A 9367-nucleotide genomic window follows, 5' to 3' on the forward strand; every position below is an offset into this window, starting at 1 on the left:
CCCGCGTGTTAAAAAATACCCCCTCACCCCGCGCCGTGGCGGGGGGGCCCCTGCGCCCTTCACCCCCCCCCCACCCCCCCGGGGCGGGCCCCGGACCTTCGAGGTCCGGGCCACGCCCGTTTCGCGTTCAAGGGCGTAGGGGGTTGGCCTTTGACGCGTCAACAACCCTTCGCGGACGCCGAGTTGCAGAGGGCAGAGCACGGGAGGACGGCGGAATTGAGCTGAAATTTAAGGGGATTTGTTCCTATTCGGGGATGGGGATTGCCCCCGTCTTACGAATCGGAGGACACCCATGACCGCACTCACTCCCCAGGACTACGCGGTCCCGCACGTCTCGACGCTGCCGGCGAACGAGGGCGACACCGTGAACCTCTTCGTCCGGGAGTACGACGGCACCGAGGGCAACCAGCCGCACGAGGTGGTGCTGATGCTCCACGGCAGGAGCGTGCCGGTCCTCGCCGGCTACGACCTGACGGTCCCCGGCTCCGCCGTCGACTACAACTGGGCGCAGGACCTGGCCAGGCACCACTTCGACGTCTTCCTGATGGACCTGCAGGGAAACGGCCGGTCCCCGCGCCCGAAGATGGACGACCCCCGCAACGCCAACCCGGCGCAGCGAGGTGTCCTGTCGCCCAATCCGCTGCCCACCCCGTACACCGGGCCGCCGCTGTACCCCCACCAGCTGGGCAACACCGCGAGCGAGTGCGCGGAGCTGGCCACCGTGGTCGACTTCATCAGGTCGCTGCCATGGGGCCGTACACCCTCCAGCACCCCGAGATCGTCAAGAGCCTGTTCCTGCTCGCCCCGGTCTTCCCGCCCGCCGGACGGTGGTCGAACGACCCCGCCGACCCCTTCGCCCCTCCGCCGGACACCCGGCTGCCGGTCTCCGACCCGCCCACCCTGTACGGCTTCCCCCTGTTCGTCAGCGACAAGAAGGGCTTCGTGACCGCGTGGAACAGCGAACAGGGCACCCCGCCGCAACGCGAGCCCGGCATGGAGGACAGGGCGTGGGCCGCCATGATGGCGAACGACCCCCTCGGCAGCACCTGGGGCAAGGAACTGTCACCTGGTGTGCACGAGGGCATCCACCGGTTCCGCAACTCCTACTTCTGGGGCTGGACCAAGGAAACGGTGCCCTACCAGGACGCGCTGGGCAACTACGTCCTCGGTGACCGGGTTCCGGTCGTCATCGTCTACGGAGAGCTGGACAAGACGGCCAACACCCCGCCGAATGTGCCCGTTCCCCCGCCGCTGCGCTTCTCCGTGCCGGCCCTTTACCAGGCCGTCGGCGGGCCCGAGAAGCTGATGTTCGAGCTGGCCGGGGCGGGACACTCCGTGGTCTGGGAGCGCCCCGCCGAGACCGTGCACGACATCGCGTTCCAGTGGCTCCACAACAAGCACAAGGTGTGGGGCCTCACGAGCGGCAGCTACTACCGTGACCCGACAGGGGTTCTGACGCCGCACTAGACCGCCCTCAGCAGAGGAAGTCCCGCGCGATCTGCTCGGCGACCCGCTCCAGGAGCGGCCCGGCGTCGGCGATGCACGTCACCAGGTCCGGTTCGAGCCCGGTGAGCGGGTAGACGCGGCGGATCCCGGCCCGCCCGATCGCCTCCGGCGGCAGGGCGAGGCGGCCGCACACCGCGACCACCTCCTTGCCGGCGGCGCGGGCCGCGGCCGCCACCCCGGCCGGGGCCTTGCCGTGCAGGGTCTGCTCGTCCAGGGACCCCTCACCGGTGATCACCAGCGTGGCCCGCTCCAGCGCCGGCGCGAACCCCAGTACGTCGAGCATCACCTCGATACCGGGCCGGAACCGGGCGCCGAGCAGCAGCGCGCCGTACCCGATGCCCCCGGCGGCCCCCGCACCCGGCGCCACCGCGCACTCGACGGCGCGCGGGCCGGCCTCGGCCTCCAGGACCTTCGCGAGGTGGCTCAGCGCCTCGTCCAGGGCGGCCACGTCGTCCGGCGAGGCCCCCTTCTGCGGGCCGTACACCGCGGGCGCGCCCTTCGGGCCGGTGAGCGGGTTGTCGACGTCACTGGCGAGGATCAGGTCGACGGCGGCCAGGCGCGGGTCCAGGCCGGACAGGTCCGCGCGGGCCAGCGCGGCGAGGCCGCCGCCGCCCGGCGGCACCGGTTCGCCGTCCTCGTCCAGGAACCGCGCCCCGAGCGCCGACAGCATCCCGGCGCCGCCGTCGGTCGTGGCGCTGCCGCCGACGCCGAAGACGACGGTGCGCGCACCCGCGTCGAGCGCGGCCCGCAACAACTCCCCGGAGCCGTAGGTGGAGGCCGTCAGCGGCGCGAAGACCCCGCGGGGCAGCCGCTGCAGCCCGCTCGCCTCGGCCATCTCCACCACCGCGGTGTCGCCGCGCAGCGCGAACGCGGCGGTGACCTCCTGGCCCAGCGGACCGGCGACCGCCCGCTCGTGCCGTTCGAACCCGGCCGCGACCGCCGCGGCCACCGTGCCGTCCCCGCCGTCCGCGACGGGCAGCGCCTCGACGTCGAGGCCGGGCACGACCCGCCGGAGCCCCGCCGTGACCCGCTCGGCGACCTGCACGGCCGTCAGCGAGCCCTTGAACTTGTCCGCGGCGATGAGCACGCGCTGTGTCACCTGTGTCCCCTTGCTCTACGGGCCCCGCACACGTCAAGGCCGGTCGCGCCGCTGCGACCTTAACCGGAGGACACCCTCCCCGTCATGCCCCGCCCGAAGCTGGGCAGAGGCTGGGAACCACCTGGGAAAACGGGTAGACCACCACCATGAGCAGTCTGGGGCCCGCGTTCGCCGACCGTGTGCTCGGCGGCTGGCTCGGCCGGATCGCGGGCAACATGCTCGGCAAACCGGTCGAGCGGGGCGACCTGTGGACCCGTGAGCGCATCGACGGTTACCTGCGGCGGGCCGGCGCCCTCCCGCTCACCGACTACCTCCCCGAGCCCGCCGACGAGAGCGACGCGCTCGCGCTGCGCCCGGAGTGGCGGCGGTGCGTGCGCGGCCGGATCCACGGCAGCTGCCGCGACGACGACGTCGACTACGCGATCCTCGGCCTGCACCTGCTGGAGACCCACGGTTTCGGGTTCAGCACCGAGCAGGTCGGCGACCTGTGGCTGCAGCATCTGCCGTACCTGCAGACCTTCACCGCGGAGCGGGCCGCCTACCGCAACCTCGTCAACGGGCTGAGACCGCCGCTCACCGCGACCTACGACAACCCGTACCAGGAGTGGATCGGCGCCCTGATCCGCGCCGACGTCTTCGGCTGGACCTGCCCCGGCGACCCGCGCCGGGCCGCCGCCCTGGCCCGTCGCGACGCGGTGCTGTCGCACACCGGGAACGGGGTGTACGGCGCCATGTGGGCCGCCGCGCTGATCTCGGCGGCGTTCACCGCGCCGACGGTGCGGCAGGCCGTCGGCACCGCGCTCACCGTCGTACCGGCGAGCTGCCGCCTGGCCCGGACCGTGCGCCGGGTCGTCTCCCTGTACGAGGCACGGCTGAGCTGGGAGGACACCCTCAGCACCCTCGCGGCCGAGACCGCGGGCCTCGGCTGGATCCATACCGTCCCGAACGCGGCCGTCCTCACCGCCGGGCTGCTCCACGGCGACGGCGACTTCACCCGGACGATCGCCCTCACCGTGCGCGGCGGCCTGGACACCGACTCCAACGGCGCGACGGCGGGTTCGGTGGCCGGGGTGCTGACCGGCGCGGCGGGCGTCCCGGAGCAGTGGAAGGCGCCGCTGGAGGACACGGTCCGCAGCGCCGTCCTCGGCTTCGACGGCGCCCGCATCGGCGACCTGGCGGTGCGGACGGCGCGGCTGGCCCGGACCGACGCGGCCGCCGGACTGGCTACCCTGCCCAGGTGACCACCACCGACACGTACGCCGCGTACATCGCGAGCCTCCCCCGGATCCTCGCCGGGGCCGCCGCGCTCTTCCGGGACGCCGAGGGACGGGTGCTGCTCGTCGAGCCCAACTACCGCGAGGGCTGGGCGCTGCCGGGCGGAACCGTCGAGTCCGACGACGGGGAGACCCCGCGCCAGGGCGCCCGCCGGGAGACCCTGGAGGAGATCGGCCTGGACCGCCAGATGGGCCGGCTGCTGGCCGTGGACTGGGTGCACGGCACCGGCCGGCCGCCCATCGTGGCGTACGTGTACGACGGCGGTGTCCTCACCGACGCGGACCTGGGGGCGATCAGACTCCAGGAGGAGGAGCTGCTGTCCTGGCGGCTGGTGCCCCGCGCGGAGCTCACCGCCCACCTCCCGGGTGAACTGGGACGACGCGTCCTGGCCGCGCTGGACGTACTCGCCGAGGGCTCGGGCACCGCCGAACTGGAGAACGGCAACCGGGTGGGCTGACCCGCCCGCACCGATCCGCCGGCCGAGCGGGCGGACCGATATCCGCTCGCCGCCCGCCACCGCCCCGCCCTACCCTCGAACACATGACCAAGCCCCTCGTCGCCATCCTCAGCGGCGCCGGTATCTCGACGGACTCCGGGATCCCCGACTACCGCGGCCCGAACGGGCTGTGGCGGAAGGATCCCGAGGCCGAGAAGCTCGTGACCTACGAGTACTACATGGGTGACCCTGAGATCCGGCGCCGGTCGTGGCAGCTGCGGCGGAAGAACCGGACGCTGAAGGCCGAGCCGAACGCGGCGCACCGTGCCGTCGCCGAGCTGGAGCGGTCGGGTACCCCCGTCCGGGTGATCACGCAGAACGTGGACGGGCTGCACCAGCTCGCCGGGATGCCCGCCCGCAAGGTGCTCGAACTGCACGGCAGCGCGCGGAGTGTCGTGTGCACGAAATGCGGGGCGCGGGGTTCGATGGCGGACGCGCTCGCCCGGGTCGAGGCCGGTGAGGAGGATCCGCCGTGCCTGGAGTGCGGGGGCGTCCTGAAGTCGGCGACCGTCATGTTCGGGGAGCGGCTCGACCAGGACGTGCTCGGCGAGGCCCTCGCCATCAGCAAGGCCTGCACGGTGTTCATCGCCGTCGGCAGCAGCCTCCAGGTCCAGCCGGCCGCCGCCCTCGCCGGCATCGCCGCCGACCACGGCGCCCGGCTCGTCATCGTCAACGCCGAGCCGACGCCGTACGACGAGCGGGCCGACGAGATCGTGCGCGAGCCTATCGGCACCGCCCTGCCGAAGGTGCTCGCCGCGCTTCAGGACGGTTAGCGACGCTCGGCGCGGCCGGTCAGAACAGCCCCGCGCCGCGTTCGAAGTCCAGCAGGCGCTGCTTGCGGGGCAGGCCGCCGCCGTAGCCGGTGAGACTGCCGTTGGCGCCGATCACGCGGTGACAGGGGACGATGATGCCGATGGGGTTGCGGCCGTTGGCGAGGCCGACCGCCCGGGAGGCCTGCGGATTGCCCAGGGCCACGGCCAGTTCGCCGTACGAGCGGGTCTCTCCGTACGGGATCAGGGACAGCTGCTCCCAGACGCTGCGCTGGAACGGGGTGCCGTTCAGGCGCAGTTCGAGGGTGAACTCGGTCAGCTTGCCGTCGAAGTAGGCGGTCAGCTGTTCCTTCGCCTCGGCGAAGGGCTCGTCGTCGCGGTCGCCGAAGGTCTCCTCGGGCGGGCGGTGGCGCTGGCCGGGCATGTAGAGGCCGCAGAGGGTGCCGTCCTCGGCGACCAGGGTGAGCGGGCCGTAGGGGCTGTCGGTCACGGTGTGGTTCTTCATGGCAGGGTCCTTGAACGTCCTTATACGGGCAGGAAGTTGATGGGGTGGCTGTCGGTCGCCCACAGGTACTGGACGGCGTAGGCCCGCCAGGGGCGCCAGGCGGCCGCGCGTGCGGTGAGGGCGGCCGGGGTGCCGGGCAGGCCCAGTTCCCGTGCGGCGCGCCGGATCCCGAGGTCGGTGGGGAGGAATGCGTCCGGGTCGCCGAGGGCGCGCATGGCGATGACGTCGACGGTCCACGGGCCGAAGCCGGGGAGGGCCAGGAGCCGGGCGCGGGCCTCGGCCCAGTCGCTCTCGGCGCCCAGATGGAGGGTGCCGTCGGCGAGTTGGGCGACCAGCGTGGTGAAGGTGGTGCGGCGGGTGCGGGGCATCGCCAGGGAGTCCGGGTCCAGGGCCGCGAGCGCCTCGGGGGACGGGAAGAGGTGGGTGAGGCCGCCCTCGGGGTCGTCCACCGGGGTGCCGTGGGCGGTCACCAGGCGGGCCGCGTGGGTGCGGGCGGCGGCCGTGGAGACCTGCTGGCCGAGCACGGCCCGGACGGCGAACTCCGGCTCGTCGACCGTGCGCGGCACCCGGCGTCCCGGTGCCTTGTCGACGAGCGGCGCGAGGAACGGGTCGGTGCGCAGCTGGTCGTCGACGGCGACCGGGTCGGCGTCGAGGTCGAGCAGCCGCCGGCACCGGCTGATGGCGACGGGCAGGTCCCGCAGGTCGCTCAGGGTGAGCCGGCAGGCGATGTGGTCGGGCTTCGGGGTGAGCGCGGCGATGCCGTGGCCGTACGGCAGCCGCAGGGTCCGCCGGTAGGCGCCGTCCCGCCACTCCTCGACGCCGGGTACGGCGGTGGCCGCGAGGTGGCCGAAGAGGTTGTCGGGGTTGAGGGGCGCGCGGAACGGCAGCCGGAGGGACAGCGCCCCCGGGGTGTGCGAGGTGCTCTTGTGCGGGGCCCTGACGCGCAGGTCGCTCGGGGACAGGGCGAAGACCTCGCGGACGGTGTCGTTGAAGGCTCGGATCGAGGAGAACCCGGCCGCGAAGGCGATCTCCGCCATCGGCAGCGGGGTCGTCTCGATCAACAGGCGCGCGGTCTGGGCGCGTTGGGCGCGGGCGAGGGCCAGCGGCCCGGCGCCGAGCTCGGCGAGCAGCTGGCGCTCGACCTGCCGGGGGCTGTAGCCGAGGCGGGCGGCGAGGCCGGGTACGCCCTCGCGGTCCACGACCCCGTCGGCGATCAGCCGCATGGCGCGGGCGACCAGGTCGGCGCGCTGGTTCCACTCCGGGGAGCCGGGGCTGGTGTCGGGGCGGCAGCGCTTGCAGGCCCGGAACCCGGCCTGCTGGCAGGCGGCCGCGCTCGGGTAGAACGTCATGTTCTCGGCCTTGGGCGGTACCACCGGGCAGCTGGGCCGGCAGTAGATGCGGGTGGTCAGGACGGCCGTGAAGAACCAGCCGTCGAACCGCGCGTCCTTCGACTGCACGGCCCGTACGCAGTGCTCGCGGTCGAGGTGCATCCCTTTCTGCATGGGTCCAGCATCGGCCACCGGAGGTGGCCGATGCTGGCGGAAATCCGACACGAGGGTGCCCTGACCTCCGGAGCCCTACGGTCCCGCGCCCTCAGGCGTAGTAGTGGTCCTGGTCGAGGTCGGCCAGGAGTCCGGGCTGTGCGGGCCGCCAGTCGTACCGCGCGCGGGTCGCGGCGCCGGACGTCGGGTTGTCGTTGCCGACGAAGCCCGCCAGCCAGCCGAAGTGGGCGGCCGCCTCCTCCCGGGCGAGGGACACGACCGGCAGGCCGAGGCGGCGGCCGATGACCTCGGTGATGTCGCGCACCGGGACGCCCTCCTCGGCGACCGCGTGCAGCACCGACCCGGCCGGGGCCTGCTCCAGGGCCTTGCGGTAGAGGGTGGCGGCGTCGAGGCGGTGCACGGACGACCAGCGGTGGGAGCCGTCACCCACATAGGCGGCGACGCCCTTGTCGCGGGCGATGTCGATCAGGAACGGGACGAAGGCGTGGTCGCCGGCCCCGTGCACCTGCGGGAGCCGGATCGCCGAGACCCGTACCCCGCGGTCGGCCAGGGCCAGGGCGGCCCGCTCCGGCTCGGCCCGGTGCGCGCCGGGCGCCGCCGGGTCGGGGCCGTCGGTCTCGGTGCCGACCCGGCCCGGGGTGAGCAGGCCGGTCACCGAGGTGACGACCAGGGGGCGGCCGGAGCCGGCGAGCGCGTCACCGAAGGCGGCGAGGACCGCGAGTTCGATGCGCAGGGCGCCGGGCATGTCGGAGAAGTCGTGGTGGAAGCCCGTGTGGACCACCCCGTCCGTCGCCTCCGCCGCGGCCCGCAGGCCGTCGACGTCGGTCAGGTCGCCGCGGTACGCCTCGGCTCCCTCCTCCTTCAGGGCCGCCTCGGCCGCGTCCGAGCGGGCGAGGCCGAGCACCTGGTGGCCGGCGCCGAGCAGTTCGCGGACCACCGCGCTGCCGACGAACCCGGTGGCGCCGGTGACGAACACACGCATGACAGATCACCTCACGGTAAGTGCTGCTGGGATGCCTTCAGCGTGCGCCCGGCCCAGCGCCCCGGTCCAAGACCTGTTCCGTACCCGGTGATGCCCTTGCGGTCATGACCGCAGCTCACGGCCGCGGGTGTGGCGGCCCACGGGAGTAGAGTCGAGGGGTGCCCGATTCCTTCGTACCGCCGGTGGACCTGGAGCTGCGCCTGGTGCGCTACTTCACCGTGGTCGCCGAGGAGCTGCACTTCGGCCGGGCGGCGGACGCCCTGCATCTCGCGCAGCCGTCGCTGAGCCGTCAGATCCGGCGTCTGGAGCGGGAGTTGGGGGTGCGGCTGCTCGATCGCGGCGCGCGCGGCACCCGGCTCACCGAGGCCGGGGAGACCTTTCTGCCGCAGGCCAGGGAGCTGCTGCGGAGCGCGGCACGGGCGGCCGCCAGCGCCCGTTCGGCCGCCGCGCGCGGCCCGTTCACCGTCGGGTACACCACCCACCAGATCGTCACCCCGGCCGTCCGCGAGCTGCGCCACCGCCACCCGGAGGCCGACGTCCGCACCCTGCACGTGGACTGGAGCGAACCGCGCTCCGCGCTCCTCGACCACCGGGTCGACGTGGTGGTGACCCGTTTCCTGTTCGTCGCCGACGGCCTGGACGTCACGGTGCTCTACGACGAGCCGCGTGTCCTGCTGGTGCCGCTCGGCCACCGGCTGGCGGACAGGGACTCGGTCGCCCTCGCCGACTTCGCCGACGAACCGCTCCCCCGTTTCACCGGCGCCGACCGGATCGGCGCGAACCCTCCCGGTCACACCCGTCTGGGCGCCCTGGTGGACACGCTGGAGGACAAGCTGGAACTGGTCGCCAGCGGTGAGGCGGTGTCCCTGGCGCCGGCCGGGTTCCGCGGCAACCTGCGGCCGGACATCGCCGCCGTCCCGATCGAGGACGCGGATCCCCTCCAGGTGGTGGTCGCCACCCGGGCCGGGGACCGGCATCCGCTGTTCCCGGCGTTCCGCCGCGCGGCGCAGACGCACCTGGTCCCGTCCGGCGCGGGCAGCACCGCACGAGCGGACGCGAGGGCCGGGGCGGGCCGCTGAGCGGGGCCGCCACCGTGGACCGGCGCGGCAGGCGGCGGACGACACGGACGGGCGTGGGGGGGGGCGGGGTTGGGGGGGGCCCCCCCCCCCGGGCCCCCGGGCGCGGGGGGGGGCCGCCCCCCCCCCCCCCCCCGGGGCGCGGGGGGGGCCGCC

The 9367-nt window shown here is 74.0% G+C and carries 9 protein-coding genes; 5 read left to right on the forward strand and 4 right to left on the reverse strand.

What is annotated here, in order from left to right; genetic code table 11:
• Nucleotides 1-747 precede the first annotated feature (747 nt).
• Nucleotides 748-1467, forward strand: a complete 720-nt coding sequence (locus AB0M11_RS40360) for a hypothetical protein (protein WP_365713782.1) — start codon at nucleotides 748-750, stop codon at nucleotides 1465-1467.
• A gap of 7 nt (nucleotides 1468-1474) precedes the next feature.
• Here AB0M11_RS40360 and AB0M11_RS40365 read toward each other — a convergent pair whose 3' ends face one another.
• The gene (locus tag AB0M11_RS40365; protein ID WP_365713802.1) at nucleotides 1475-2593 is read right to left on the reverse strand and encodes a glycerate kinase; all 1119 of its coding nucleotides are present in this window, start codon (nucleotides 2591-2593) and stop codon (nucleotides 1475-1477) included.
• Between the two features lie 158 nt (nucleotides 2594-2751).
• On the opposite strand from AB0M11_RS40365, the gene AB0M11_RS40370 reads away from it, so the two are divergent.
• The 3 genes from AB0M11_RS40370 to AB0M11_RS40380 all read left to right on the forward strand — a co-directional run bounded on the left by AB0M11_RS40370 (nucleotide 2752) and on the right by AB0M11_RS40380 (nucleotide 5149).
• A complete protein-coding gene (locus AB0M11_RS40370; RefSeq protein ID WP_365713784.1) occupies nucleotides 2752-3846 on the forward strand; it encodes an ADP-ribosylglycohydrolase family protein in 1095 nt (364 codons plus the stop codon).
• Complete coding sequence (locus AB0M11_RS40375) at nucleotides 3843-4337, forward strand: NUDIX hydrolase (protein ID WP_365713786.1); 495 nt, start codon at nucleotides 3843-3845, stop codon at nucleotides 4335-4337. Before AB0M11_RS40370 ends, AB0M11_RS40375 begins: the two co-directional genes overlap by 4 nt.
• An 83-nt stretch (nucleotides 4338-4420) precedes the next feature.
• Entirely contained in the window at nucleotides 4421-5149 is a 729-nt protein-coding gene (locus tag AB0M11_RS40380) for a Sir2 family NAD-dependent protein deacetylase (RefSeq protein ID WP_365713788.1), read from the forward strand.
• A gap of 19 nt (nucleotides 5150-5168) precedes the next feature.
• Here AB0M11_RS40380 and AB0M11_RS40385 read toward each other — a convergent pair whose 3' ends face one another.
• The 3 genes from AB0M11_RS40385 to AB0M11_RS40395 all read right to left on the reverse strand — a co-directional run bounded on the left by AB0M11_RS40385 (nucleotide 5169) and on the right by AB0M11_RS40395 (nucleotide 8135).
• Entirely contained in the window at nucleotides 5169-5651 is a 483-nt protein-coding gene (locus AB0M11_RS40385) for a methylated-DNA--[protein]-cysteine S-methyltransferase (RefSeq protein ID WP_365713791.1), read from the reverse strand.
• 20 nt (nucleotides 5652-5671) lie between these two features.
• Nucleotides 5672-7153 (reverse strand): AlkA N-terminal domain-containing protein, encoded by a 1482-nt coding sequence (locus AB0M11_RS40390; RefSeq protein WP_365713794.1) that lies wholly within the window; start codon nucleotides 7151-7153, stop codon nucleotides 5672-5674.
• A gap of 91 nt (nucleotides 7154-7244) precedes the next feature.
• Nucleotides 7245-8135: an SDR family oxidoreductase gene (locus tag AB0M11_RS40395; protein ID WP_365713797.1), complete on the reverse strand. Its 891-nt coding sequence runs from the start codon at nucleotides 8133-8135 to the stop codon at nucleotides 7245-7247.
• 158 nt (nucleotides 8136-8293) lie between these two features.
• On the opposite strand from AB0M11_RS40395, the gene AB0M11_RS40400 reads away from it, so the two are divergent.
• Nucleotides 8294-9214 carry a LysR substrate-binding domain-containing protein gene (locus AB0M11_RS40400; protein WP_365713800.1) on the forward strand — a complete coding sequence of 307 codons (921 nt, stop codon included), beginning with the start codon at nucleotides 8294-8296 and terminating at the stop codon, nucleotides 9212-9214.
• Nucleotides 9215-9367 lie beyond the last annotated feature (153 nt).

The organism is Streptomyces sp. NPDC051987 (assembly GCF_040680735.1).
Classification (GTDB): domain Bacteria; phylum Actinomycetota; class Actinomycetes; order Streptomycetales; family Streptomycetaceae; genus Streptomyces.

Excerpts from the sequence above, each read along its gene's own strand:
- AB0M11_RS40360 (WP_365713782.1), top strand. The coding sequence starts at position 748 with ATGGGGCCGTACACCCTCCAGCACCCCGAGATCGTCAAGAGCCTGTTC.
- AB0M11_RS40370 (WP_365713784.1), top strand. The coding sequence starts at position 2,752 with ATGAGCAGTCTGGGGCCCGCGTTCGCCGACCGTGTGCTCGGCGGCTGG.
- AB0M11_RS40380 (WP_365713788.1), top strand. The coding sequence starts at position 4,421 with ATGACCAAGCCCCTCGTCGCCATCCTCAGCGGCGCCGGTATCTCGACG.
- AB0M11_RS40385 (WP_365713791.1), bottom strand. The coding sequence starts at position 5,651 with ATGAAGAACCACACCGTGACCGACAGCCCCTACGGCCCGCTCACCCTG.
- AB0M11_RS40390 (WP_365713794.1), bottom strand. The coding sequence starts at position 7,153 with ATGCAGAAAGGGATGCACCTCGACCGCGAGCACTGCGTACGGGCCGTG.
- AB0M11_RS40395 (WP_365713797.1), bottom strand. The coding sequence starts at position 8,135 with ATGCGTGTGTTCGTCACCGGCGCCACCGGGTTCGTCGGCAGCGCGGTG.